The organism is Lactobacillus gallinarum DSM 10532 = JCM 2011 (assembly GCF_001434975.1).
Lineage (GTDB): Bacteria > Bacillota > Bacilli > Lactobacillales > Lactobacillaceae > Lactobacillus > Lactobacillus gallinarum.
The window spans coordinates 1-25,176 of the sequence record NZ_AZEL01000026.1 but is presented as its reverse complement, the minus strand read 5'-3'; the positions used below and the strand labels follow the sequence as shown (position 1 = coordinate 25,176).

Annotated in this window: 22 protein-coding genes, 3 tRNA genes, 1 riboswitch and 1 other annotated feature; of the genes, 5 read left to right on the top strand and 20 right to left on the bottom strand. The window is 37.4% G+C overall.

The window, feature by feature from the left end:
- Positions 1–27: 27 nt before the first annotated feature.
- The 9 genes from FC37_RS03925 to FC37_RS03890 all read right to left on the bottom strand — a co-directional run bounded on the left by FC37_RS03925 (position 28) and on the right by FC37_RS03890 (position 7,699).
- Positions 28–678 (bottom strand): DsbA family oxidoreductase, encoded by a 651-nt coding sequence (locus FC37_RS03925; protein WP_025005508.1) that lies wholly within the window; start codon positions 676–678, stop codon positions 28–30.
- A gap of 11 nt (positions 679–689) precedes the next feature.
- A complete protein-coding gene (gene trxB, locus FC37_RS03920; protein ID WP_025005507.1) occupies positions 690–1,613 on the bottom strand; it encodes a thioredoxin-disulfide reductase in 924 nt (307 codons plus the stop codon).
- A 105-nt stretch (positions 1,614–1,718) separates the two neighbouring features.
- Complete coding sequence (locus FC37_RS03915) at positions 1,719–2,369, bottom strand: ArsR/SmtB family transcription factor (RefSeq protein ID WP_025005506.1); 651 nt, start codon at positions 2,367–2,369, stop codon at positions 1,719–1,721.
- Positions 2,359–2,691 (bottom strand): thioredoxin family protein, encoded by a 333-nt coding sequence (locus FC37_RS03910; protein WP_025005505.1) that lies wholly within the window; start codon positions 2,689–2,691, stop codon positions 2,359–2,361. The genes FC37_RS03915 and FC37_RS03910 overlap by 11 nt, the downstream gene beginning before the upstream one ends.
- On the bottom strand, positions 2,678–2,830 hold the full coding sequence (locus FC37_RS10480; protein WP_087176718.1) for a hypothetical protein: 153 nt from the start codon (positions 2,828–2,830) through the stop codon (positions 2,678–2,680). The genes FC37_RS03910 and FC37_RS10480 overlap by 14 nt, the downstream gene beginning before the upstream one ends.
- A gap of 148 nt (positions 2,831–2,978) precedes the next feature.
- Positions 2,979–4,307: a mucin-binding protein gene (locus tag FC37_RS03905; protein ID WP_269082137.1), complete on the bottom strand. Its 1,329-nt coding sequence runs from the start codon at positions 4,305–4,307 to the stop codon at positions 2,979–2,981.
- 261 nt (positions 4,308–4,568) lie between these two features.
- Entirely contained in the window at positions 4,569–6,404 is a 1,836-nt protein-coding gene (locus FC37_RS03900) for a mucin-binding protein (protein ID WP_025005503.1), read from the bottom strand.
- 65 nt (positions 6,405–6,469) lie between these two features.
- Positions 6,470–6,865 carry a YSIRK-type signal peptide-containing protein gene (locus FC37_RS03895; RefSeq protein ID WP_025005502.1) on the bottom strand — a complete coding sequence of 132 codons (396 nt, stop codon included), beginning with the start codon at positions 6,863–6,865 and terminating at the stop codon, positions 6,470–6,472.
- A 420-nt stretch (positions 6,866–7,285) separates the two neighbouring features.
- The gene (locus FC37_RS03890) at positions 7,286–7,699 is read right to left on the bottom strand and encodes a cupin domain-containing protein (RefSeq protein ID WP_025005501.1); all 414 of its coding nucleotides are present in this window, start codon (positions 7,697–7,699) and stop codon (positions 7,286–7,288) included.
- 584 nt (positions 7,700–8,283) lie between these two features.
- Here FC37_RS03890 and FC37_RS03885 point away from each other — a divergent pair.
- Entirely contained in the window at positions 8,284–8,949 is a 666-nt protein-coding gene (locus FC37_RS03885; RefSeq protein WP_236697275.1) for an Rpn family recombination-promoting nuclease/putative transposase, read from the top strand.
- 6 nt (positions 8,950–8,955) lie between these two features.
- Positions 8,956–9,120 carry a hypothetical protein gene (locus tag FC37_RS10735; RefSeq protein ID WP_236697274.1) on the top strand — a complete coding sequence of 55 codons (165 nt, stop codon included), beginning with the start codon at positions 8,956–8,958 and terminating at the stop codon, positions 9,118–9,120.
- Positions 9,121–9,189: 69 nt separating this feature from the next.
- On the opposite strand, the gene FC37_RS10730 is transcribed toward FC37_RS10735, so the two are convergent.
- From FC37_RS10730 to FC37_RS10720, 3 genes are all read right to left on the bottom strand, one after another.
- On the bottom strand, positions 9,190–11,358 hold the full coding sequence (locus FC37_RS10730) for an SLAP domain-containing protein (protein WP_236697273.1): 2,169 nt from the start codon (positions 11,356–11,358) through the stop codon (positions 9,190–9,192).
- 142 nt (positions 11,359–11,500) lie between these two features.
- Positions 11,501–13,186, bottom strand: coding sequence for a S8 family serine peptidase (locus FC37_RS10725; protein WP_236697278.1), 1,686 nt, complete (start codon positions 13,184–13,186; stop codon positions 11,501–11,503).
- A gap of 131 nt (positions 13,187–13,317) precedes the next feature.
- Positions 13,318–13,653: a hypothetical protein gene (locus FC37_RS10720; RefSeq protein WP_051518985.1), complete on the bottom strand. Its 336-nt coding sequence runs from the start codon at positions 13,651–13,653 to the stop codon at positions 13,318–13,320.
- 493 nt (positions 13,654–14,146) lie between these two features.
- Here FC37_RS10720 and FC37_RS03865 point away from each other — a divergent pair, with 493 nt between their 5' ends.
- Positions 14,147–14,503: a hypothetical protein gene (locus tag FC37_RS03865; protein ID WP_056945497.1), complete on the top strand. Its 357-nt coding sequence runs from the start codon at positions 14,147–14,149 to the stop codon at positions 14,501–14,503.
- A gap of 163 nt (positions 14,504–14,666) precedes the next feature.
- Here FC37_RS03865 and FC37_RS03860 read toward each other — a convergent pair whose 3' ends face one another.
- Positions 14,667–16,313, bottom strand: coding sequence for a putative polysaccharide biosynthesis protein (locus FC37_RS03860; protein ID WP_025006410.1), 1,647 nt, complete (start codon positions 16,311–16,313; stop codon positions 14,667–14,669).
- A 93-nt stretch (positions 16,314–16,406) separates the two neighbouring features.
- Positions 16,407–18,821: a leucine--tRNA ligase gene (leuS, locus tag FC37_RS03855; protein WP_025006409.1), complete on the bottom strand. Its 2,415-nt coding sequence runs from the start codon at positions 18,819–18,821 to the stop codon at positions 16,407–16,409.
- Positions 18,822–18,861: 40 nt separating this feature from the next.
- Positions 18,862–19,054: a binding site (T-box leader), on the bottom strand.
- A 56-nt stretch (positions 19,055–19,110) separates the two neighbouring features.
- On the opposite strand from leuS, the gene FC37_RS03850 reads away from it, so the two are divergent.
- Together FC37_RS03850 and FC37_RS03845 are read left to right on the top strand one after the other, a co-directional pair.
- Complete coding sequence (locus tag FC37_RS03850; RefSeq protein ID WP_025006408.1) at positions 19,111–19,773, top strand: phosphatase PAP2 family protein; 663 nt, start codon at positions 19,111–19,113, stop codon at positions 19,771–19,773.
- Between the two features lie 136 nt (positions 19,774–19,909).
- On the top strand, positions 19,910–20,890 hold the full coding sequence (locus FC37_RS03845) for a polyprenyl synthetase family protein (RefSeq protein WP_056945496.1): 981 nt from the start codon (positions 19,910–19,912) through the stop codon (positions 20,888–20,890).
- Between the two features lie 39 nt (positions 20,891–20,929).
- Here FC37_RS03845 and FC37_RS03840 read toward each other — a convergent pair whose 3' ends face one another.
- From FC37_RS03840 to FC37_RS03815, 6 genes are all read right to left on the bottom strand, one after another.
- On the bottom strand, positions 20,930–22,390 hold the full coding sequence (locus FC37_RS03840; RefSeq protein WP_025006407.1) for an MDR family MFS transporter: 1,461 nt from the start codon (positions 22,388–22,390) through the stop codon (positions 20,930–20,932).
- A gap of 18 nt (positions 22,391–22,408) precedes the next feature.
- On the bottom strand, positions 22,409–23,608 hold the full coding sequence (metK, locus tag FC37_RS03835) for a methionine adenosyltransferase (RefSeq protein ID WP_025006406.1): 1,200 nt from the start codon (positions 23,606–23,608) through the stop codon (positions 22,409–22,411).
- A riboswitch (SMK box riboswitch) is annotated at positions 23,606–23,694 on the bottom strand. (Overlaps the previous gene by 3 nt.)
- Before the next feature lie 64 nt (positions 23,695–23,758).
- Positions 23,759–23,831, bottom strand: a tRNA-Val gene (locus FC37_RS03830).
- Between the two features lie 5 nt (positions 23,832–23,836).
- Positions 23,837–23,908: transfer RNA gene (locus FC37_RS03825), tRNA-Glu, on the bottom strand.
- 141 nt (positions 23,909–24,049) lie between these two features.
- The gene (locus tag FC37_RS03820; protein ID WP_025006405.1) at positions 24,050–24,940 is read right to left on the bottom strand and encodes a metal ABC transporter solute-binding protein, Zn/Mn family; all 891 of its coding nucleotides are present in this window, start codon (positions 24,938–24,940) and stop codon (positions 24,050–24,052) included.
- Between the two features lie 80 nt (positions 24,941–25,020).
- Positions 25,021–25,111: transfer RNA gene (locus tag FC37_RS03815), tRNA-Ser, on the bottom strand.
- Positions 25,112–25,176: the final 65 nt, after the last annotated feature.

The following is a 25,176-nucleotide window of genomic DNA, read 5'->3' as shown; positions in this document are numbered from 1 at the left end:
TACAGAGCAACGACTTTTATTATTAGCTTACTTTTCTTCTGCTTTAACTTTTTCTAATGCTTGCACAAATACTTCATATGGTTGTGCACCGCTGATTGCATATTTATTGTTGATTACAAAGAATGGTGCACCTTGGATACCTAATTGTTGTGCTTCAACTTCATCCCCTACAACTTGGCGTTCATATTGATCAGAAGCAAGAATTTTTTCTACTTCATCCTTATCAAGACCTGCTTCAACTGTAGCTGCTGTCAACACGTCTTTATCCGCAATTGACTTACCATCAGTGAAGTATACTTTGTAAAAACGACTGATTACTCTTTCTACCAAGTCACGATCATTTTTACTCTCAGCTAACTTGATCAAACGATGAGCATCCATTGTATTAGTAGGTACAACTTTATCCAAATGAAATTCTAAGCCCTCACCAGCAGCCATTTGGGTAATGTAAGCCATCTTTTGTTTAGCATCTGCTTCGAGTTCTTTTTTACCACCAGTAAAGTGATTGATATAATCTCCACTCTTAGCAGTCTCAGCTTCCATTGGATTTAATTGAAATGACTTAAGCTCCAACTTAGTATCATCATAAATGCCAACTTCCTTCATTGCCTTTTTCATTCTAGTAGAACCAATATAGCAAAATGGGCATGCAATATCTGACCAGTATTTGATTTTCATCTTTTTCCTCATTAGTCTGATAATTCACTAATGTATTCAAAGGCGTTTTGACCGGCAATACCACCTTCACCAACTGCTGTAACAATCTGACGTAACTTCTTTTGACGAACGTCACCAATTGCATAAACGCCAGGCACAGTAGTTTCCATTTCATCATTAGTAATAATCCAACCTTGATCATCAGTAATCTCTAAATCTTTGAATGGTTCACTATTTGGCACATTACCAATGTAGATGAAGATACCTGAAGCATCAATTACCTTATCTTCATCAGTCTTCTTATTGTGAACCTTGATGCCAGTAACTTTATTTTCATCACCAACAATTTCAACTGGAACACTATCCCAAGTAAATTCCATCTTAGGATTATTAAAAGCACGTGTTTGTAAAACCTTTTCAGCACGAAGTTGATCACGACGGTGAATTACATCAACATCCTTGGCTAAGTTTGCTAGGTAAAGACCTTCAGAAATAGCGGAATCACCACCACCAACTACAGCCACATTTTCATCTTTGAAAAATGCACCGTCGCAGACAGCACAGTAGGAAACACCTTTACCGCTATATTCTTCTTCGCCAGGAATGCCAAGCTTACGATTGGTTGAACCAGTTGCAATAATTACTGCCTTGGCTGTAATGTCTTCTGGATCCATTCTAACAATGCGCTTTTGACCATCTAATTCAATTTTTTGCACATCGCCGTAGACGAATTCAACGCCTTGATCCGTTGCACTCTTATACATCTTTTCACCCAATTCTGGTCCCATAATTGATGGAAAACCTGGGTAATTCTCAACCTCAGCAGTGTTGTTCATTTGACCACCATAAACACCACGATCAATCATTGCAACCTTCAAGTTAGCTCTAGCTCCATAAAGAGCAGCTGTCATACCACCAGGACCTGCACCAATTACAGCTAAATCGTATTCTTTCATCGTTATTACCTCGCTAAGTTTTAATATTCTATAAATTCGTTGAACTATAATTATATAGTATCACTAACTTTTTGTAAGTCAACTATTTAATTCAAAAGCTTGTATCTAATTTTTGGCTTTTTCCTTTTGCCATTCTGTCATACTATGGTTAAAAACACTAACATGCGTATAGCCTCTAGCTTTTAATTCATTGCCAACCAGATTTGCATAACCGCAAAGTCGACCACGACAATAAACCATTACTTCTTGATTAGGACTAAAGGGTAGATTAGTAAAATCAATTTCATTAAATGGAATATTATGAGCTCCCGATAAATGTACATTATTGAATTCATCGGTCGGACGTAAATCTAAAACGTAAGTTGTAGCGCTATCCTGATTTGATAGATCCGCTATTTCAGTTTGCGGCAAAGTATCATATGTTTTTTCAAGGCATCTCATTTCTGGCAATGTTTTTTCTGCTAAAGTCGTCAAAAGCATTAACAGTTGACTTACTTGCTCATTTGCCAACGCATAAAAGACAAAGTTCTTGCTTTTTTCTTCCTTAACTAAATTTACTTGCTTTAATATTTGTAAATTCTTAGAGGTTGTGCCCACGCTAATATTGATTGCCTTTGAAATTTCCTCTACGGACTTAGAGCCTTGATCTAAAATAAAAATAATCTTTAAACGTGTCAGATTGCTGACGGCTTTCCCAATGCGCAACACTTGATCAAAAGCCCTATCTTGATAGGCAATTGCTAGTTTATCTTGCATGCTCCTTCACCTCTTTCGATTTTAACGAACTAAAATAGTAATTAAATAACGTCTTAAACTGGTTAAAATTTAAAAACTTACTAAACTGATCAACCTTTTTTCCATTTTTGATCAAAACAATGCTGGGAGCTGACCATACCTCAAATTTTTGGGCTAATTCTGGTTTTTCATTGACATTTATTTCATAGAAAGGAACCACATCGCCAACTATTTGAGTGAAATCTTTTACAACATTTGTTTCACCGTAACACTGAGCACACCAATCATTGTCAAAATATAAAACAGCATTATCTGGGATAGTATTCAGACTATTTTTGATCATCTTTGGTATTTTTCTTCGCCTTGCTCCAGTCAATTTCACAGCCATCTGGACCACAAACGCCCGCACTTAAATTATCATTATCATTAAGTGATGCAAATGCTGATTGTAATTTTTCCTTATCTTGTTTCTTTTCAGTCATTTTATTTTCTCCTTAAGTATTCTACGTTTTCGTTTAATTCTATAGTTATCATATCACTTACTTTTTACAAGTCAATATTTTCGCACAAAAAAAGAGCGATGCACATGCATCGCCCTTCATATAGGGAAAAGGTATCTAAGATGTTGATTTAATTCGTGTGACGTTTCTTCACACCGACCAAACTAACAAGGCCGATGGCTACAACAGCGCCACCTAAGGCAGCTGCAGCTACACCTTCACTCTGATTTTCACCAGTTTGTGGCAAAGTGTAGTGAATTTTACCGTTTGCATCAATGTAACCAACTACATTGCCGTTGCGGTCAAGTACTTCACCGTTTGGCATAATAGTTCCGCCATTTGGTCCTGGAGTGCCTTGACCATGAGGGCCGAAGTTGTTGTAGTAACCATTTTGACCATGAGGAGCATAGTTGTTCGACCAGTTATTTGCTGGCTTTGGAGCTGGCGTATGCTTCTTATTCTTGTGGTGACGACGTGGTGTTGGTACATCAGGTTCGTCTGGTTCATCAGGCTCTGGCTCATCTGGTTCAGGAACATCAGGCTCTGGAGTCTTATCCTTTTCAGGAGTCTTTGGAGTTTCAGGCTTCTTAGGTTCAGGCTGTGGAGTTGGTGTTGGTGCTGGAATTGGGTTTGGACTATCCGGTGGAACCACTGGAGTTTCATTCTTAGTGTAAATTACTGGAGTATCCTTGATTGGATCCTGTGGAGTTACATTTGAAGCAGTTGGCTTCCAACCATCAACCGTTGGTACTGGTTCATTTGGCAACACTTTAGTTGGATCATTCTTGTATTCAGGTGTAGCAGCACCCGGGATTGGATTGTCATCTTTATCTACTGGAATAATCTTACCAATCTTCTTATAAGTTACAGTGTAAGTCTTGTTTGGATCAGTAGGAGTTGACTCGAAGCCACCAGCCTCTTTGACGTTTGCGACATAACCTTTAACTACTGGAGTCTTATAAGACTTAAACGTATGCTCTGCTGGAGTCCAACTTTCATTTGGATTAAGGATCTTACCCGTTACCTTATCTACTACATAGTGACGAGTAAATGTTGTGTGATCAGTAATCTCTTTAGGTGTATCACTGCCTGCACCAATGTATTTAATCGTTTGAGTACCAGTCTTCTCTAAGCTATCCTTACCAGTATTTTCAGGCCACTTAGGACCGTCTGGATCGTTAGGATTGATTGATTCATCTGGCTTGCCTGGATTATCAGGAGTCACATCAACTGTAGCGTGTTCTAATACTACAGTGAACTTATTGCCAGTCTTCTTAAATATTTCATCACCATCTTTGAAGTTGCTGCTTACCAACTTGTATCCTTTATTCAAGTAATCATCAATTGTTGGTTGTGTGGTGTAAGTAATTGGCTCACCTACATTACCTTTCAAATGTTCAACTTGAAGGTCCTTGTCTGTAGTCTTATCAAAGTAAGTTACACTACCTGAAGCAACAATTGCAGTTGGGTTCTTAGTGTATGGAATCTTGACATCATCACTTGGATTCTTAGCAGGATCTACAGGTTCGCCTGGGTTGCCATTGACAGGTTCATAACCAGGAACTGACGGAATCTTACCTTCATCAACTTTGCCAGGATTTTCTGGATTGGTTGGGAATTGTGGACGATCAGCACCCGGAATTGGATTACCATCTTTGTCAACTGGAATAATGTGACCATTTGGTGCATAAGTTACTGTTACAGTGTAATTCTTGGTCTTTTAATTGACAGTAACTGGGGCAACATTAACGTTGTCTTCACTATCTTCTGAAACTTTAATTACGTGGTAACCTTTTACAACAGGACTAGTGTAACCACTAACTGCATAGTAACCATCGATTACCGGTACATCAACAGTATCAAACTTGTGTGAATCTGCATTCCATGAACCCTTGCTGATTAATTTATCAGTCTGTTTTTCGTAAGTATCACCACTATATTCGTAGTTAAATACTGGTGACTTGTCTGATGCATGAAGTTCTTTACCGTCCTCGTCAACAAACTTAACAGTTTGTTGTGATGGCAAAGTTTTTTGATTACGAATATCTTTACCATTCTTAGTGTAAGTTACAGTAACATTAATGTCGTCCATAGTTACTGGAGTTGAAGGTACGGTTTCCTTATCTGGAGTGTAGCCATCAACTTTTGGAGATGGAACTGCCTTATAATCGGTTTCACTTGGAGTCCAAGGAGTATCATATTTACCATTTGGAACAAGTTTGCCAGTTACATTGTCCTTAGTTAAATGACGAGTCCAAGTTGCGTTTTGAACATTATCATTTGGAGTCTTGTCACCTGCACCAGTATAATGAACAGTTTCCTTAACATTCTTAGTAACTTCATTAGGATCTACATCGTGATGATCATCAGGCGTTACTGGACTGTAAGTGTGTTTAAGGTGTACTTCATACTTTTGTGGCTCTTTAGTGAAAGTTACACCAGATTTAGGATAATCATCGCTAACCAGCTTATAACCCTTATCTGTATAATCCTCAATTGTAGGAGCTGTTGAGTAATCACTCTTTTCACCAACTTCACCTGAAAGATCCTTGGTTTCAAGAGTTTTATCAGCAGTATCATCGATGTACTTAACTGTTACTGAACCTTTTTCTGCTTCCTTCTTATAAACTACAACTGTTTCATAATTTTCAGGAATACCAGTTACGCCATTATTCTTGTAAGCATCAGTTAACTCACCGTCTTTTACAACAGCATCTGGATTAATCTTTAATTTAGCTTGAACTTCAGAACCATCGGCGCCTTGAGTTACGCCAGGAGCATTAGTTGACTTAATAGTTGCAGTGTAACCATCAAGTTTAGGAGATTCTACTGCAGCATATGGATCTGTCACTGGATTACCAGCTGCGTCTGTCATCTTCCAACCAGAATCCTGACTTACTGCTTGGCTGTGTTTAATGTATTCCAAAGTTTGATCAGACGTATGTGAAAGAGCATCGTTCTTAATGTCGTCTAACTTATCTTTAGTAATATCAGGAGTCAAATTACCATTGTTAACAATACTATTTTGACCCAAGCTTAAAGTCGCGCCATCAACACCTTCAATAGTTAAATTACCGATAACATTCAAATTATCTGAAGCGGTAATATTACCCTTTATTTTAACGCTCTTATCACCTGCACCGGCTGCTTGTCTAACAGCATCCCCAGTAGTTACAGGCTTGCTCTCATTCTTAGGATTAGTGTTAATATTCTGGTTTTCAGTACCCTCATTAGCTACTGCTAAACTAGTATTGAACAACTTAGCTAAGTTAGCTGAGCCTTCCTTTGAGAGGCCTTGTAATGCAGCATCATCCAAATTGAAGTTTACAGTTTCAGCTTGCTTTTCATCTGCAGCCTTACCCAATTTTCCGGCATCAGAAACAACAGCATCTTTATTCAAGTCGCTGTTATTAATCTTATTTATACCAGCTGTTTCTGACACAACTGCAGAATCAGCAGCTTTTTGGGCATCTTTAACAGTTTGTTCAACCTTATCTGCTTGAGTATTCTTAGCAACAGAATTTTCCTTAAGCGTATCTTTAACACCATTTTGCACCTTGGTGTTATTATTGGGTTTAACAGTAGAGGCGTCAACTTTATTTTGTTCTAATTTTTAAGTATCTACTGTTGCAGCAATCTTATTTGTATTATTCTTAATCTCAGCTGTCTCATTATTCGTTTTATCATTTGAAGCAGCTTTATCATTGCTCTCATCCAAATTACTCTGTTCGATTGCTGAATTTTCTGAAACAGATGATGTATTGTTGTCACCAGCAACAGTATTATCATCTGTTTTGTTTGTTCAACTACAACTTTTTCAGCTGTACTTGTACCGTTATCAGCTTGAGTATCGCTTGCTTCATGTGCTTCAGGTTCAGTATTGCCATCAGCCACATCAGCATGTGCAGTGCTTGCGTTAGTACCTAACCAAAGTGTAGTTCCAAGCAAAACGGAAGCAGCACCTACAGTCAATTTTCTAATTGCGAAGTGTTGCCGTCTATCTGCAGCGTTTTCCATTTTCTTAATACGGTTATTCTTAGATACAATATCAAAAACCCCCCTAATATTCCTTATTAATTAAATTTCACACGCATTGCGCTTTCTTTATACATCTTGTTTTCATTAAAAATAACGTATGTTTTTATTCAACAACCATGTACTAGCACATTTTATGTAAATTGCAAAAGTTTTTTAGTTATTTAAGCGTAACTTTTATTATCAGTTAATAATATATTGCTTTAATTTTGCTACTGATTATTACGCTAGCTTTGTAGTTCTAGTGCTGGTTTAGAGGCATTTTTTTAAAGATAGTCTGCTTTACTTGTAATGGCTCAAAAATTATTTTCTAAAAATATCGCTGTTATTTAACGTGCTTTTTCTAACAAAAAAATGACCCAATCCAAACGATTTGATCATTCAATATACGTGCATATTTAATTATTTCAAATTATTATAGTAATCTTCATCAACCGGCTCAAGCCAAGTGGACTTTGCCTTGTCAGTATCAGCCATGATTGAAAGGTGCGCAAACCATGAATCCTTCGCTGCACCATGCCAATGCTTAGTGTTAGGGGCAACAACATAAACATCACCAGGTGTCATCTTATGAGCTGGCTTACCTTCTTCTTGAACCCAGCCCTCACCTGCAACGCAAACCAAAGTTTGAGCAACAGTGTGCATATGCCAATGATTGATGCATCCCGGTTCAAATGAAACATTTGAAATACTACAGTTAGCCCTATTAGCAAGTGGATTCAAATAACTCTCACCAGTAAAATATTTCGCATAAGCTGTGTTAGGTTCGCCAAAACCAAATGAACAGTTCTTTACTTTTTCTTCGTTTCTAGCCATTTTTATTTCTCCTTTGCTCAACTCAATTACATTGTATGCTTAGAAATTAAGCTTGAGAAATATCTATAATTACTGGCTAGCTATAACTTTTACTTATGCAAAATGCTATAATGGACTTCCTTGGCAGGGGCGACAAAGACGATTTCCGAAAGATTTCGTCTTTTTTCTCCTTTTCGAATGTAAGCGCTTTATTTTTATGTAATTCTATGCTAAAGTAAAAATTGTAAAGATAAAGAGTATGAATAAGATAAATATCCAATTATTTATCTCCAAACTAAGGGGATGGCAATTATGACTACAGTTATTGGAATTACATTTTTGGCACTTGAATTGCTCGGTGTATTTATTTTATCAGCAGTTTCACCAAATTGATTTTTGGCTTTTAAGACTCCTAAAATTATTAATATCACTCAAAAACTACTAGACTCTCAGACGGATCTAGTAGTTTTTCTATTATTTTAACTTTTCAAAAAAATTTTGCCTGTTTTTTGTGTATTAAATAGTAGAGGGCTCTGCCCTACTCTACAGAAAGCAGGTGTGCTACGAAAGAAACACCTAAAGTAATCAAACCGTGGTATGGCTTCTTGGAAGATCAGGTCTTCGGTGAAATCATATCAGACAAGAAAATTTGCAAGTATATTTTTGAAACCATCTTGTCTTTCAAGATCAAAGAAATCTACTATCCGGAAAAACAAAAAGAAGTCAAAGATCCTAAACATCGCGAACGTAAAGATGTACGCTTCGACATACTGGTCGAAGATTACGAGCACAACCCTTACGATGTAGAAGCTCAAACTACCGATAAGAAAGACCTTGGCTGGCGAATGCGGTACTATGCTGCTAAAATTGATCAACGCTATACTCTCGATAAAGGCAAGACCTATCGCAACATGAAAAAAGCCTATTTGATTTTCTTATGCAACTTCGATCCTGAAGGTGAAGGCCGGATCAAATACACTTACCATACTTATGAAGATCACAACAAGTCTAAGCAATTTCAGGACGGACTAGAAAAAATTATAATTAATGGCAAAGGAATTCCTAATGGTGAAAATGCAGATCAGGTAGGCTTAGTTAACCTGATTAATGACCGACCTGTCCACTTGAATGCCATTTTTGATGAAATTCAAACGCGAATCAAGGACATGAACGAAGATCCAGAATGGAGGGATAAAATGATCGACTATGAAACTAGAATGCTTGAAAAAGAGCAAGAAGCAGAAGAAAAAGGTATGCAAAAGGGTATGTAACAAGGTATGCAAAGAGGCATAGCTAGCGCTACTGTTTCCGGCATAAAAAAGTTAATCGCTGCTTTAAAAGATTTCGGCGGCAATGATGAACAAATCTTAAATCGCTTAGAGAAGGATTACGGTGATCAATTCTCCATTGATGAATTGAAAGACTTCATGAAACAAGCTTAAATTTTTACAAATCAATCTAGTCAAAAAGCCAGGCAAAATTTGCCTGGCTTTTCGTATCTAAATCTATTTCTACTTGAGCTTATCAGCATCTAGGGCTGTTTTGATCTCTACTTTTGCAGCCTTATTTGCACGAACATATCTGTTCTTTCCTACTCTGTAATATTTCTTACCATGGATTTTAACTATCTTGGCATCATTCCACGCCCAGTAGCATTTACCCTTAGTCAAAGTAATATGTTTCTTAAGTAACTTACCGTTTTTATCATATAAACGTGCTCTGTAATGCTTTATCTTGATTGCTTTAACGGTTTGTAAGTTAGCTACCTTGATAAACTTACCGTTGGCTAAGCGACAGAACTTTTTACCATTAATTCTGAATTCTTCGCCATTGTTCCAAACGTAAACAAACTTACCATGCTTTACAACGGTCAACTTATGCTTCTTACCAGTTGCTTTGCCATTAGCATCGTAAAGGTATGAGTTGTGAACTACAAGTTTCTTAAGCAAAGTGTTGAACAACTTCACATACTTGTTATCACCGACTTGAACGTACTTCTTGCCTGCCAAGGTAGTGATTTGACCCTTGTGCCATGCAGAAATAGTATTGCCCTTTTCAAGCAAAGTATTCTTGCCGTCTGTAATTACAACATTGCCGTCACCATCATAGACGAGGGCGTTGTGAGTTAAGATTAGGGTGATGGTGTCTGTTGAAACTTCAATATCACTAGAATTATTAGTTGGAATTACAACACGTGACTTACTAATTGATTGTTCTGAAGTAGTTGGCATATCAATACCTGACGTAATCTCAGGTTGCCCCGTGTAATTAGGATCATAATGTACATTGAATTTCTTCTTAGTGACATTACCTACTTGATCCACTACCTTAATTGTAATGATATGATCACTTGGCTGACCATTATTGTCATCTAAATTAACATCATAGTTAATGTTATATGGTCCGTATGGATTAAGTGATTGGCCAGATTCTGGATAACTATTAACTTGCCTGGTATTTCTTTGAGTAAATATATTATTACCGTCTATTATGACAGAATAGCCACTCATATTATCATTAGCAGTACCTAAAATATGCAAAACTGGTTGATTAGTCATAGTTGGCAATTCAACATTCAAAGTTGGAGTTTCAAAATCCACTATTGCTCCAATTACACCACGGTATTTTTCTCCGTCTTTAGTAGTATAAATATACTGTATTGCCTTCTGACCAGTTTTAGGTACCTTAAAAGTAAATTTAAAATTACCATCTTTATCAAGTTTGATTAAATTAGCTGGATCATTTTCAGAATTACCCTGCACAACTGCAATTAAACTAGCAACTTTATCTAGATCAACAGATCCTGTAACATTCCAGTTACCTGTTAATGGGTCATATCCATTTTCTTTAGCATCATCTATATTAGTAAAATCAATTTCATTCTTTTCAAAATGATCAAAGCTAATATTGCCTAGGTCCTCTGAGTCAATTTTTCCTGGATTTGAATTGTCGGAATCATCTGAATCATTAGTTTCGGCCGCTGGAGAATCTGGATCCACATCTGTTACCTTGAAAGTATATAACTCATTCTTTCCAGCTTCATCAGAAGTAAATACGATCTTTCCTGAAGTAACATCAACTGGAACCGCATATTGACCATTAACTACCTGCACTAATTTACCATTAATGTAGAAATTATGATTAGCCGCACCTCTTAAAGTGTAAGTGTCGACTTTTTTATTTTCATGATAATCAGCACTGTTGGTATCAAATGGCATACCAGTAATTGCATTCCAAACACTAACTTCAGCTTTACCTGCAACTGGCGCAATATTCCTAGTTTCACTAGCCGTATTATCTGGAGCATCACTCACAGCTATAGTAATTTTATTTTGAGTATTTGCTAAAGCTGCGAGTTCCTCAGCATCCAATTTAACAGTGAAATGACCTTTAGTTTTATCATCATTGTCAAACTGATTTTGGCCTTCATTTAATTTGAAACCGAAAACTTTATCATTAATAGTAACAGTACCATACGAATAATCAGTGAAGCCAACACCAGTATCTTCATAGCTACCAGTTAGAGTATTAGTTTGAGTATCATAATTGAAACTCTTAAATACAGGCTTAGTCGTATCAATGATAATTGGCATATCATTAGTTTGAACTTGATGAGGTCCCTTATTATAAAGTGTTGCTATGAAGCGATAAGTATATTGACCATCTGGCGCTACTTCCATTTTGCCGGTCTTTTTATTGTAAACTTTACCGTCCCATTTATACTCCTCTGTACTTACCGTAGTTTCAGAGCTGTGATTGTCATAATATGATTTAGCTACGTCTTTTGCATCAGTAACTACTCGTATTACTTCACCCTTGTCATTAAGGACTATCCTTGATATTTTGTTTTAAGTACATAAATGGTAATACATAATCACTCTCATTATCATCATTAGGTGAAAATGCAACTTTACCACTATCATAAACTTGAGCAGCTTGTTGCCATTTATAATCGGCATTATCTTGTTTTTTCTGCTTAACAAATTGCTTTAATGAATATTCATCGGCAATACCACGTGGATAATTATCTTCATTAGTAAGACGGTTGCCTAAAATATCAGTATCGTCTTCATTAGCGTTTTTATCAAAGACGTGCTCATTAGTCATATCACCATAATAACCAAGATATGGTACAAAAAGATCTACCTGACCGTTGTTACCTGCAAAATGCAAATATCCTTCAACTAATTGATTCTTTTGCAAACCAGTCAGCTTTAAAGTATAGGCAAATTTAGCAGTTGAATTTGGAGCAATAGTAATACTATTTTCTCCATCAACACGTGCACCTGCTAATTGGACATCACTAAACAATCCAGTATCTGGATCACGATCTTCAGTATATCCTCCACCCAAATCATCAAAGGTATAAGTTTGTTCCTTGTCACTTAAATTATGGAAAGTTAAGTTGAAATTAGTTGAATCTTGAATATTGTGTAAGCTAAGTGAACTAGTTCCATCATCGGCAGTAATATAAACTGGTGATGATGTTGCTGCACCAGCATTAATTTGACCAGCACCTTGTCTACGAGGAGACACAATAGCAGAATTATCACTATTTACGTCTAACTGTGGATTAGCAGTACTCATTATCAAGCCCCTCACTGCTTGAACTAAAGCTGCACCATGTAAATTAGGATTGGTCTTTTTTAGTCGTTGAATAACTAAAGCAGCTACACCTGAATTAAATGGTGTTGCCATTGAAGTACCATCCATCTTAACGTATTTATTATCATTTCCTGTTGAAATAATATCCACACCCGGAGCTGATACATCTGACTTTAAAGTATAATCAGGAAGTGGTCCCCAAGAAGTAAAATCTGCCATGTCACTGTCTTCATCTTGTTCTGATTTTTCAGCCGCTACAGTAATGGTGTCTGGAGAGTCAGCAGGATCACCAATATCACCTGAACTAAATGGCTTGTAATTACCTAAATTGGAATTAGGATAATAGTCATCCTTATCAGAAACATTATTTGATGCATCAATTGATGCAGAATTACCATCGTTGGAAGCAGAAACGGAAATAACAACCCCATGATCAACAGCATAACGAATTGCTCTTTGATCGGCGTTATTCAAGTTGGGCACATTAGGTGCACTATTAAGAGATAGTGAAATTACATCAGCTCCAGCATTAACTGCATCATAGATCGCTTCGGCTACATCACCCGTAGTTCCATCATCACTAAAATACTTTAAGAACAATAGTTGAGCTTCTGGTGCTACTCCAACAACATATTCACCATTTTTATTATCGGGCTGACCATTAGCAGCAATAATTCCGGATACATGTTGGCCGTGAGAGCCATCTTTTACTGCATCTTGGTTATTTTCTTTAATTTGATCATCATCACCTGTGATCATGTTATGCACATAAGGAAACTTAGGACTTACGTAACGACCATGACCTAACTTCTTGATGATCTTTTCCATGTCTTCTTTAGAAAACTTAGGATTAGTAGGTGCAGTTTGGAAATCTTTATGACTTGGATCTGCTCCAGAGTCAATTACAGCTACAGCAATGCCTTCACCTTTATAACCTTGGTCCCATGCATCTTGAACGTTGCCTTTAATATGATCAGGTGTATTTACAGGTTGATTTTGACTTTCATAATAACCTTTATCAGTATCATCATCACCTACCGGTTGATCTGGTGTATCTTGATCAGTTTGATCATCTCGTCTTCACCCTGCGTAGGTTGTTTTACTTGTTTTTGCTGTGCTTGATCAGTTTGCTTATTAGTCTCAACTTGTTCTGTCTTCACACCAGCAGCTTCAGCTGCTTGCGCTTTTCCAGTTGGCACAAACAAAACCACTGAACCTGAGGCTAACGCGATAACAGCGGCAGCAGTCCACTTATTCTTCATTCTGCCAAAATTAGTAGCACTTTTTTTGCCGTGCTCTAACTCCAATTTCTTTTTAGCAGAAAAAACATAAGAATAATCTACCGAGTTATAGTTATCTTTTCCTTTCATTTAAATTCCTACAATAATTTTTTAATATTCATGACTTAACGTCCATCATTTTAGCATAAAGTAATAAAAAATAGATTTTTATATTTGACCAATTTATAGTCAAAAAGACGTTCATTTGTCTATTTATATAGAATAAAAAAGACATACTATAAACTAATATAAATGCATTAATAAACTAATATTAATCTCAATAGAAGATTGATCGATCACCATGAATAAATATTTGACTACTTAAGCCTCAAAAATTTAAATCTAGATGTTCTAATAGGCATCTGGATTTTTTATAACAAAAATTTTTGTTTTTTTATTTTTTACTTTTTATAATTAAAACTTGGCATAAAAGTTATTATAGCAAGCTTGGCACCATCTATTTTCTTTTTAAAAAAGTTTTATTTTGCCCTTGTATTATATAGCACACGTTATATAATGCAAGGAATGAGGGAACGAAAAGTTCCAACAAGTTAAAGTGATTTAGAAAATAGAGGTATTCATTATGTTAGACTCAAAGAAAATTGTTAAAGTTGTTTCAGTTGTAGTTGCTTCAATTAGTATGATGGGTGTCGGTGCTTCAGTTAGTGAAGCTGCTAGCTTCACTGCTCCAAAGTTAGGTGTTTCAGAAGTTGCTCCTACTAACTCTTCAATCAAGAAAGGCGACAAGATCTTCGTTGTTGTTAAGGACACTAAGAACCAAAAGGTTAACGTTTTAAACGCTAACGGTAAGAAGACTGCTAAGAAAGTTTCAATGGGTTCAACTTTCACTGCTAAAGCAGTTAAGAAGACTAATGGCAAGAAGATCGTTAAGATTAACAAAAGCCAATGGTTGAACATTAAGGACGTTGTAAAGGACTAATTCTTTTAGATCAAAACAAATAAATAATTCTTACATGATGAATACCATGAAAAAAGGAACGAGTTTTGCTCGTTCCTTTTTTATTACCTACTTGCATCCCTTCCCCAGTGTTTTAACTCCAAACACAAAAAGAACGATGAAATCAATCATCGTTCTTCTTTCATTAACTATGAATATGCAATTTAACTAAAATTCGCTCAATTTTGCTACCCATAACTTTTTGGGCTAAATCTGTCTTTATTGTGGCTAAGCCATAAAAGACAATTCCCACGACTACTGATAAAATTACCAGAATCAAGGCAGGTATTCTATGATCTGGGTTTAAGAACTTGCCTAAGCCCATCTCAACTAATTTAACAATTAGGAACATCCCTATCGAAAATGCGGTAATACCAACCAAGCGGCGGCTTGTTCTATTCAAATTAAAGTCATACTGTACTTCTAAGTGCTTCAATGACAACAGAACAATCACCAATAAGCCTAAGTTGGTTGCAACTAACGGTCCATAAATCTTGAACAAAAAGATCATCGGATATTGCAAAATGCCCTTCAGGATTAAACCTAAAACTAAATATTTTATTGCCAATCCATTTTCTGACAAACCTTGCAAAACCGCCATCAATACTGTAAAAAGTCCTAAACTGATTGCAGTAAATGATGACAAGTATAAAACGTTGCTGCCTAATGGATCTGGGCCATAGAAAACCGTATAAATCGGTTTACTAATAGCGGCCATTCCGAATGCAGCAGGAATCATCACGAACAAGAACAAGTCCATCGTATTAGCAATTTGCTTAGAGATGCTCTTAAAATCGCCTCTAGTATGTGCAGCTGACAAAAGCGGAATCGCTGTCACTGCCATTGCACTTGCCAAAGACACGATAATCATGATCAACTTATTGGCATTAAGACCAAATAATGCATACCAATCTTCAATTGTATCTGAACTTGCATGAACCAGCCCTGCAATCATTGGGTGGAATGTATATTGGTCTACTAATGAGAATAAAGTTATTCCTGAATCGATAATAATAAATGGAATTGCCTGTTCAATAATTTCCGCAAATAGTTCGGTTGTGGAAACTTTTAACCGATTATTCGAATTAGCAACCAAATTATCTAATTGTTTTCGCCGTGAAAACAAGAACCAAACTAACAGGCCAATCCCAAATGCGGCACCAATTGCGGCAGCCAAGTTTGACTGGATAACGGCATGAACATAAGAGCCGTGCTGCACTTGCATGATCACAAATGCCGTTAAAAGCATCCAAACTACTCGAGCAAATTGCTCCACAAACTGTGACATCGCACTTGGCATCATGTCCGCATACCCTTGGAAGTACCCACGCATGATACTCAAGATCGGAATAATCAAAATCGCATAAGACAAACTACGCATAACTGCAATTTGTCTTGGATCGCTTTGACTACCGTTAGATGCCAGTAGCGGTGAGGCAAAATACATGATCGCAGCAGAAATTACTCCCAAGAAGGCCATTAAAATTAACCCTTTATGGAATAATTTTCGCCCAATTCCATATTCATTTAAGGCATTATACTTAGCCACCTGTTTGGCAATCGCTCCCGGAATTCCGGCCGTCGAAATTAGAATAAATATCGTATAAATATTATAACTTCGCGCAGTTAAGGCATTGGCAATATTCCCATAGTCCCCCATCCAGGCATACCAAGGAATAATATACAACGCACCTAAGATTCTAGAAGCAATCGACCCAAAGGTCATCCAGGCAGAGCCCTTTAAAAACGTGCTTTGTGTATCTTTGCTATCTAAATTATTTTCTTCTTCCATCAATTTTTCCTAATAAAAAGCATTAACTAATTAATTGTCACTCAATTTGCTTCATAAAGCTCAACTTCATAAAGCTTTTAGGAAAAACTTAACTTATTTAGCAACGATATTAACAATCTTGTTAGGTACAACGATAACCTTCTTAACGTCCTTACCTTCCAAGAATTTTTGTACGTGTGGTAAAGCCATAGCTTCTTTTTGAACAGCATCACGATCTGCATCCTTAGCTGCTTGGAACTTACCACGAAGCTTACCGTTAACTTGAACCATAATTTCCACAGTTGATTCAACTAACTTAGCTGGATCATAAGTTGGCCACTTAGCATAAGTAATTGATTCATCATGACCAAATACTTGCCAGATTTCTTCCATCATGTGTGGAGCAACTGGAGCCAAAAGCTTAACAAATCCTTCTGCGTATTCACGTGGAATACTCTTAGCTTTTTGCGCAGCATTGATGAAGACCATCATTTGAGAAATAGCGGTGTTGAAGTGAAGAGCGTCAAAGTCTTCAGTAACCTTCTTAACAGTTTCTGCATAAACCTTGTCGAGTTCACCATCGTTTTTATCCACAATTCTTTCTTGTGGAATTGCCTTAAGGTCAAGGTCGTTAACAAACAAACGCCATACACGATCTAAGAACTTCTTAGTTGATGCTGGACCATTGTCATCCCAGTCAATTGAAGCATCAAGTGGTCCCATGAACATTTCGTACATTCTAAGTGAATCTGCACCGTATTCATCGATCACTTCATCTGGGTTAACTACGTTACCCTTTGACTTAGACATCTTTTCGTGGTTCTTCAAGATTAAGCCTTGGTTGTACAAACGTTGGAATGGTTCCTTGGTTGGAACAACACCCAAGTCGTAAAGAACCTTGTGCCAGAATCTAGCGTAAAGAAGGTGACGAACTGCATGTTCTGCACCACCGATGTAAAGGTCAACTGGAAGCCATTGCTTCAATAAGTCGTAATCAGCTAATTCTTTATCATTGTGTGGATCAACATAACGTAAGTAGTACCAACTTGAACCAGCCCAGTTAGGCATAGTGTTGGTTTCACGCTTACCTTTTCGACCATTTTCATCAACTACGTTTACCCAGTCAGTTAAGTTAGCTAATGGACTTTCTGGAGTACCGGATGGCTTGATATCAGTTGCATGTGGTAAACGAAGTGGAAGTTGATCCTCTGGAACAAGTGAAGTAGTACCGTCTTCCCAGTGGATAACTGGAATTGGTTCACCCCAGTAACGTTGACGACTGAAGTCCCAGTCACGAAGCTTGTAGTTAACTTTCTTTTCACCGCAGTTGTGTTCTTCAAGCCAGTCAACCATCTTCTTCTTGGCATCCTTGATGTTCAAACCATTCAAGAATTCTGAGTTAATGTGTGGACCATCTTCAGTGAAGGCAGCCTTAGATAAGTTGCCACCTTCAAGTACTTGATTAATTGGCAAATCAAACTTTTTAGCAAAATCATAGTCACGATCATCGTGAGCTGGAACTGCCATTACGGCACCAGTACCGTAACTTGCTAAAACGTAGTCAGAAATCCAAATTGGAACTTCTTTGCCGTTAACTGGGTTAATTGCGTAAGCACCAGTAAATACACCGGTCTTATCCTTGTTTAAATCAGTTCTTTCAAGGTCTGACTTAGATTCAATCTTCTTGATGTAAGCATTAACTTCGTCTCTATGACCGTCAGTGGTAATTTCTTGCACCAACTTGTTTTCTGGAGCAAGAACAGTGTATGAACAACCAAACAAGGTATCAGGACGGGTAGTAAAGATATCAAAAGTCTTGTCACTGTCTTTAATCTTGAAAGTTACTTGTGCACCAACTGAACGACCAATCCAGTTACGTTGCATTTCCTTAACTGGTTCTGGCCAATCCAAATCGTCAAGGTCTTCCAAAAGACGATCTGCATAAGCGGTCATTTTAAGCATCCATTGACGCATATTACGACGGTATACTGGGTAACCACCACGTTCAGTTTTACCATCAATAACTTCTTCGTTAGCTACAACAGTACCAAGGTCTGGTGACCAGTTAACTGGAACTTCAGCTTCATAAGCAAGGCCCTTCTTATACATTTGTTCAAAGACCCATTGAGTCCACTTGTAGTAGTTAGGATCACTAGTAGTAATTTCACGATCCCAGTCGTATGAAAAGCCTAACTTGTTAAGTTGACGCTTAAAGTTGGCAATATTGTTTTTAGTAACAACTGCTGGATCTTCACCAGTCTTTAAAGCATATTGTTCTGTTGGAAGACCAAATGCATCCCAACCCATTGGGTGAAGCACATTATAGCCTTGTGCACGCTTCATACGTGAGACAATATCGGTTGCAGTATATCCTTCTGGGTGACCTACGTGAAGGCCCTTACCAGATGGGAATGGGAACATGTCCAATGCATAATAATTTTTCTTCTTGGGATCTGTACCTGTCTTGAAGGTATCATGCTTTGCCCAATAATCTTGCCATTTCTTTTCGACAACTTTGTGATTATACATATTTTTCCTCTCTAACAAAAAAGTCCTATGATTCTATCAATCATAGGACGAAATAATCGCGGTACCACCTAAGTTCCACATCAAAAATGTGACCCTTAATCGCTCCTTAACGCGGATGGCAACGATAGGTTTCAATACCAGGACAAGTTCACAATTCCATTCTAAGACTTCACAGCAACCAGTCTCTCTCTGAAAAAATATCCTTGTTACTACTTCCTGACCTTTATTTTCTTATAGATAATGATTATAATTTACCACAAATGCTAAAAATTACAAGGGGAGACTTTTTTTGATTAATACAAAAAATCCACCAAGAGATACTCTGGTTCCAGGGATAATCTTTGTGGTCATCTACGCAGCGTGGGCGATGCTTGTTTCATCTGGTTCACCGTTTATCCACAGTTTCGACAATGCAGTCATCAGCATTGTCTGCAATAATAATCCGACAAATGTCGCTTTTGCAAAAACTTTTACCAATTTAGGCAATACCAGCACGATTACGATAGAAACAATTATCTTATTTATTCTTTTAATTACGTTTAAACAATATGCTTATGCTTGGTTCACAGCAGGCGTCATGATCTGTGCCAACGGTTATAACTGGATTATCAAACACGCAGTTGAGCGCCAACGTCCAACCGTTCACCATTTAGTTTATGCCGATGGCTACAGTTTTCCATCAGGTCACTCAGTTGGTAGTGCCGCATTATTTGGAGTTTTAATTATCTTGACAATTTTATTAATTAAAAGCAAATTCTGGAAAACTCTATTAATTATCATTTGGGCGTTGTTCCCGATCTTGATCGGCTACACAAGAATATTCGTCCATGTGCATTATCCATCTGATGTCTTTGGAGGTTGGATTGAAGGAATTACCTTTGTTTTACTTGGTTATTCATTCTTATACCACTTTTACATTGAACCAAAAATGTTAGAAAAATCGCGAAAATAAACAAAAAGACTAGTGAATTTAATTTTCACTAGTTTTTTTGTTGGTTAGATTCACAATCTGCGTAATAATAAGTAATGTAACTATTTGAACAAATCAATTAAACGATAATAATTTTATTAGTTTAAGGAAACAATTTATGAAAAATTTTAAGCCTTGGAAAAAATATCCACTTATTGCTGATGAATTAGCTGAAGTCGATGCTTTGATTCAGCACACCATTCAAACTCCTCATCAGAGTTTACAGACTGCTTTATTAACAATGGCCGACAACGGTGGCAAATATCTGCGCCCCAGCCTTTTATTATTAGCAGCACATGTAGTCGGAAAAGTTAATCAACAAACTATTAATTTAGCTTCATCTATCGAAATTTTGCATATGGCAACTTTGATTCATGATGATATCATCGATGATTCTGATCTGCGTAGAGGCAATATCAGCATTCAAGCAGAGTTTGGCAAAGATGTCGCTGTGTACGCTGGTGATTTATTATTCACCAACTTTTTTGATTTAATGCTGGATACAACTGCAGAACACGAGTATCTGGTGCGCAACGCACAAACTATGAGCCATATTTTAAATGGAGAACTCGGTCAAATGGCTGAACGCTTTAACTTAGAGCAGACCTTTACGGATTATCTAAACGATATCAAAGGTAAAACCGCCGCCCTCTTCCGTTTAGCAGCTGAAGAAGGTGCACATTTTGCGGGTGGGAATGCCGAAGAAAGTGAAGCTTTAGCCAATTTTGGAGAAAATCTAGGAATCGCATTTCAAATTGTAGATGATTTATTAGACTACACAGGCAGCGACAAACTCAATAAGCCTACTTTAGAAGATTTAGCTACCGGTGTTTATTCCTTGCCACTTTTGCTTGCACTTGATCAGCCCGAGTTAAGACAAAAGCTGTTGCCTATTTTAAATAAAAAACGCGAAATGTCCGTTTCAGATATGCAACTGATTCAAGAAATTCTCGTTAATAGTTCCGTTATTGAGAAAAGTAGGAAACTCGCTCAAGATTATGCCCAAAAAGCGGTTGACTGTTTAGCTATTTTTCCAAATAATAGTGCAACAACATTACTTAAGAAAATGCCGCAACAATTGTTGAAACGCAGCTTTTAAAACAAAAATCCAGACGCATTAAAGATGCATCTGGATTTTTTATTTGGTATTAATTTTTTGATCACGATATGTTCGGTTCAAAACGATGGAAACAATTATCACGATTAATGAAACAAAATATACGGCTTTTAATCCACCCAAAAGAACTTGACGCAACTGTGGAATCGTATTGGCTGCTAGCGTCTTGGCATTTTCCGCAGAAACGATTTTATTCATCATCCCTTGAGTCAATCCAGGGTGCTTAGCTAAACCATGAGCTACCGCCGTATTAAAGGCAATACCGTAGATTGAAATCATCATAGTTTGACCCAAATATTTCATCAAAGTATTAAATGAAGTTGCTACCCCAATGTCAGACTTAGATACTAGCACTTGAGAATGAACCTGAGATGCCGTTGTAATAACCCCAAATGCGGTACCGTTAAAGGCTGCGACAATACAGAATACCCAGAATGGTGTGTAAATTGGTACTAAAAGCAATACCAAATCTGTGATCACCAATACGCCTAACATATAATCATAAGTCCGCTTAATACCCCAGCGGCCAAGCATCCAGCCTAGAATAAACGAACCTACAATCCACATTAAAGAACTTGGTGTAACGGCAAAACCAGCAAGCGAGGCGTTAGTTCCGTTAATTCCCTGCATCCAAGTTGGAATATAAAATTCAAAGCCAATAACTACCCCACAGATAAGTAGAGTAATTAGATTGATTGCCAGGAACTCTCTATTTTTCAGCATTGATAACGGCATTATTGGGTCCTTAGCGCGCTTTTCTGCCTTAAAGAAGGCAATTACCGATACCACAATTAAAAGAGCTAAAATAGCCATTATTGCAATATTGGTGTTTTCGCCAAGATCCTGTAAGAAGAACATCAAAGCTAGCAGTAAAATTACCAACCAAGTTGTACCTTGCAAGTCCAACTTTGATTTGGCATTGTGCTTTGGTTCTTTTAAATAGAAAATAACCAGCAAAAAGGCGATAATTCCGATCGGAACATTAATATAAAAGACCCAGTGCCAAGACAGATGTTGAACAATAAAACCACCTAATAGTGGTGCAATTACTGAGGCTACTCCCCAAAAGCCAGAATTGAGTCCTAACAGTTTTGCCCGTTTTTGCAAAGTATATAAATCCGCAATCAGCGTAATAGCCACCGGTTGAACTGCTCCTGAACCTAATCCTTGAATTGCTCTAAATACAATTAATTCAATCATATTCTGAGCTAAGCCACACAATGACGATCCAATGACAAAGAGTGCAATCCCAAATAAAAAAACTGGCTTTCGCCCAATGCTATCTGCCAGTTTTCCATATAAAGGAGTTGACACAGCCGTCATCAAAAGAAAGATTGATACAACCCAATTCATAATTTCCAATCCATTCAGATCAGAAACTATGGTTGGCATCGCAGTAGAAACAATCGTTCCTTCAACACCAGACATAAAAGTAGTCATAAAAATCGCAAGCGTGACTAGTGACACGTTTGTTTTTTTCATTTTTACTCCCTCTTTTTATTATTTATTGTTTTTGATGTAATCAAGTAAATCTTGAGTTTTATCGGTCTTTTCCCACGGTAAATCGACATCTGTTCTGCCGAAGTGACCATATGCGGCAGTTTGTTCATAAATAGGACGACGCAAATCAAGCATCTTGATGATACCTGCTGGACGAAGATCAAAGACATGACGAACTGCTTCAGTCAAAAGATCATCATCCACCTTACCGGTACCAGCTGTATCAATCATAATTGATACTGGGTGAGCCACACCGATTGCGTAGGCTAATTGTACTTCACAGCGATATGCAAGACCAGCTGCCACGATATTTTTAGCAATATAGCGAGCTGCATAACTAGCACTACGGTCAACCTTTGTTGGGTCCTTACCTGAGAAGGCACCACCACCATGACGAGCATAACCACCATAAGTATCAACGATGATCTTACGTCCAGTTAAACCAGAGTCACCCTTTGGTCCACCAATAACGAAGCGTCCAGATGGGTTAATCAAGAACTTGGTCTTTTCATCCAAGTAGCGAGCTGGAATAACTTCTTTAATTACTAAATCGATCATTGCTCGACGAATTTCGTCATTAGATACTTCTGCATCAGTTTGAGTAGAAATAACTACAGTATCAACACGAAGTGGATTATTGTTCTCATCGTATTCAACTGTAACTTGTGCCTTAGCATCTGGACGAAGCCATTCTAGAGTATGATCCTTTCTCAATGAGGCAACACGTCTCATTAAGCGATGAGCAAGTGAGATTGGCAAAGGCATTAATTCTGGTGTTTCCTTAATAGCAAAACCAAACATCAAACCTTGGTCACCCGCACCAATTTGATCCAATTCGTCTTGATCAGACTCATTTTCTCTAGTTTCAAGTGAATGATCTACACCACCCGCAATATCAGGTGATTGCTCATCAATATCCACCATGACGGCACAGTTATTGCCATCAAAACCTAATTCAGGACGATCATAACCAATTCTCAAGATGGTCTTACGTACTACGTCTTGAATATCAACATAAGCACTAGTTGAAATTTCTCCGAAGACAAAAACCATACCTGTAGTTACAATCGTTTCACATGCTACATGTGAATTAGGATCTTTTTCCAACATTGCATCCAGAATAGCATCTGAAATTTGATCAGCAACCTTATCTGGGTGTCCTTCAGAAACTGATTCTGAAGTAAACAAACGTCTTTCCATAATAGTCCCCCTATATAGACATTAGCTATTCGGTTACAAGGCATCTTCACTGTTAATAGTGAATCCTTTCAGGACTTGAACCGATAAAATTATTTTGTTCGTTCTTTTTGCATAAAAAAAGACTACCGTCTCCGCGGTAGTCCCGAACAATGGAGGATACAGGGCTCGAACCTGTGACCTCCTGCTTGTAAGGCAGATGCTCTCCCAGCTGAGCTAATCCTCCATAAGTGACCCGTACGGGATTTGAACCCATGTTACGGCCGTGAAAGGGCCGTGTCTTAACCACTTGACCAACGGGTCATATCTCTTAATCAAGAGTACTTTATTATAATAACTAAATCAGTTTTAAAAGTCAAGAACTTTTTTATTTTTTAGTTATCTGAGTGACATCTCAATCACAACGTTTATTATATTACTAGACATCCTTAATTTATGCAAGGGTTATTTTGAAAAAATTTGAAATAATTTTTGATAATTGTTTTTCATCCATTGATAGTAGCTAACACCATTAGGCATCGTCTCACGTACATCAAGTACTGGCACGTTTGAGTGCTTAGCTAAGCTTACCATATTATTAACGGTACTGCTTGATGCTTGGACATTATTAACGAAGAAAGCAATTTTTCTCTGTTTGATACCCATTTGCATTTCGTGCACAACTTTAGCGTTTGGATCAGTTTCATTTTCTACAGCCTCTTCAAAAGCTGGATTACCAATTTTAAAATGGCACCGCTCTAAGGCATAATCAAATACCGGCTCACTCACATAAACTGGCTTCGCCTTTCTTCCATTTATTTTGTCGGCCAATTTCTTTATCGTATCTATTTTATTCAAATAAATTTTGGCATTAGTTTTAAAATAAGATGTATGCTTGGGATCAATTTGACTAGCTTTTTTAACAAGGTAGGCCACGTATTTTTGTGGCATATTCAGGTTATACCAAATATGAGGATTGTCGCCCTGTTTTAGTCCCATAAGCTGCTCTCCTACTTTAGTAACATGAATATCATTTGCATTAGCCAAATTAGTCATCCAGCTGTCATATCCCAAACCATTTGCAATAACGATATTGGCATTGGCAACTTCTTTAGCGGAGCCAGTAGTAGGCTCAAAATCATGGGGATCGGTATCGCCATGATTGATAATTGCTTCGACTTTACCGTGCTTACCCACGATATTTTTGGCAATATTGGCATAAATATTAGTTGATGTGACAATGTCGACTTGATGTTTCTGAGTATTTTCCTCTTTTTTAGTTGAACAGGCTGATAGAAAGAATAATAAAAATACTACCAGTAGAGAAGAAAACACAACTTTCTTTTTATTTTTCATTTTAATACCTTCTTGCTACTTATTATAAGGTAAGAAAAAAGAGATCATAACGAATATGATCTCTTTTCTTCATTTATCTACGGAGTGTGAGGGATTTGAACCCTCGATACAGGTATAAGCCCGTATACATGATTTCCAATCATGCTCCTTAAGCCACTCGGACAACACTCCATACAAGAGTACTCCGGCTGTCAGACTCGAACTGACGACATCTTGATTAACAGTCAAGCGCTCTA

What these genes read in the sequence shown, in the direction of transcription:
- trxB (WP_025005507.1), bottom strand. Translation starts at nt 1,613, where the DNA reads ATGAAAGAATACGATTTAGCTGTAATTGGTGCAGGTCCTGGTGGTATG.
- FC37_RS10730 (WP_236697273.1), bottom strand. Translation starts at nt 11,358, where the DNA reads ATGGAAGTAGCGCCAGATGGTCAATATACTTATCGCTTCATAGCAACA.
- leuS (WP_025006409.1), bottom strand. Translation starts at nt 18,821, where the DNA reads ATGTATAATCACAAAGTTGTCGAAAAGAAATGGCAAGATTATTGGGCA.
- FC37_RS03895 (WP_025005502.1), bottom strand. Translation starts at nt 6,865, where the DNA reads ATGGAAAACGCTGCAGATAGACGGCAACACTTCGCAATTAGAAAATTG.
- FC37_RS03860 (WP_025006410.1), bottom strand. Translation starts at nt 16,313, where the DNA reads ATGGAAGAAGAAAATAATTTAGATAGCAAAGATACACAAAGCACGTTT.
- FC37_RS03865 (WP_056945497.1), top strand. Translation starts at nt 14,147, where the DNA reads ATGTTAGACTCAAAGAAAATTGTTAAAGTTGTTTCAGTTGTAGTTGCT.
- FC37_RS10735 (WP_236697274.1), top strand. Translation starts at nt 8,956, where the DNA reads ATGCAAAGAGGCATAGCTAGCGCTACTGTTTCCGGCATAAAAAAGTTA.
- FC37_RS03840 (WP_025006407.1), bottom strand. Translation starts at nt 22,390, where the DNA reads ATGAAAAAAACAAACGTGTCACTAGTCACGCTTGCGATTTTTATGACT.
- FC37_RS10720 (WP_051518985.1), bottom strand. Translation starts at nt 13,653, where the DNA reads ATGAAAGGAAAAGATAACTATAACTCGGTAGATTATTCTTATGTTTTT.
- FC37_RS03910 (WP_025005505.1), bottom strand. Translation starts at nt 2,691, where the DNA reads ATGATCAAAAATAGTCTGAATACTATCCCAGATAATGCTGTTTTATAT.
- FC37_RS03925 (WP_025005508.1), bottom strand. Translation starts at nt 678, where the DNA reads ATGAAAATCAAATACTGGTCAGATATTGCATGCCCATTTTGCTATATT.
- FC37_RS03820 (WP_025006405.1), bottom strand. Translation starts at nt 24,940, where the DNA reads ATGAAAAATAAAAAGAAAGTTGTGTTTTCTTCTCTACTGGTAGTATTT.
- FC37_RS03845 (WP_056945496.1), top strand. Translation starts at nt 19,910, where the DNA reads ATGAAAAATTTTAAGCCTTGGAAAAAATATCCACTTATTGCTGATGAA.
- FC37_RS03890 (WP_025005501.1), bottom strand. Translation starts at nt 7,699, where the DNA reads ATGGCTAGAAACGAAGAAAAAGTAAAGAACTGTTCATTTGGTTTTGGC.
- FC37_RS10480 (WP_087176718.1), bottom strand. Translation starts at nt 2,830, where the DNA reads ATGACTGAAAAGAAACAAGATAAGGAAAAATTACAATCAGCATTTGCA.
- metK (WP_025006406.1), bottom strand. Translation starts at nt 23,608, where the DNA reads ATGGAAAGACGTTTGTTTACTTCAGAATCAGTTTCTGAAGGACACCCA.
- FC37_RS03915 (WP_025005506.1), bottom strand. Translation starts at nt 2,369, where the DNA reads ATGCAAGATAAACTAGCAATTGCCTATCAAGATAGGGCTTTTGATCAA.